This is a genomic window from Streptomyces sp. AC627_RSS907 (assembly GCF_019049165.1).
On record NZ_JAGMUE010001541.1, the window covers coordinates 1 to 726 of the forward strand.

1 pseudogene is annotated in these 726 nt (G+C 71.9%); it reads right to left on the reverse strand.

Annotation, left to right across the window (positions count from 1 at the left end):
- A pseudogene (locus KUM32_RS42895) lies at positions 1-726 on the reverse strand (hypothetical protein); the annotation flags it as partial.

The following is a 726-nucleotide window of genomic DNA, read 5'->3' on the forward strand; positions in this document are numbered from 1 at the left end:
ACCGTCCGCCGAGCCGGTGCTGGTTGACGGCGTCGGCGACCTTGAGCTCACCCAGTACGTGCTTGGTCCCCGACGGCGCCCAGTCGGAGCCGAGCGCGATGCGCAACCCCTTCCGGTCGGCCGCGACCACGTCCGTAGTCTCGTGGTAGAGCCAGTAGTTGGAGAACGGCGACCACACGAGGGTCGCCCGCTCGGCCGGGTTGATCGCCCGCACCGCGTCCTGCCACCGCGCGAAGTCCGCGCCGGTGAGCGCGGTGCCGTGGACGCCGATCAGCCCGGGCCGCCAGCACGGCTCCAACTCCTCGAACTCCCGGCGTACGATCGAGCCGGCCCGGCCCTCCGCGACGTGGTAGATGAGCAGCCGCGTCCCGTCCAGCTTCGGCGCCCGCACCTCGCGCAACTCCTCCGCGTCGAGTTGCAGCGCCGCCGTCATCACCATGTCGCGGCCCGCCGGCAGCCGCTCGTTGTCGATGATCCGCAGCAGCCAGCCGTCCACGGGCCGCGTCGCCACCGGCGCACCCTGGATCGAGGTGGTCCCGCCCACCAGCGCCTTGACCTCGACGTACTTGATCAACGCTTCGGGCGCGGCCTGCGCGAGCACCTTCGCGGGCCAGGTGACCGTCGTGGAGTAGTCCGGCGGCCTGTCCTCGTCGACCCAGCGGTCGTGGTGCGGGTAGGGCACGCCGACCGCCTCCCACAGCGGCAGCGGGTTGTACGTCAGGTGGT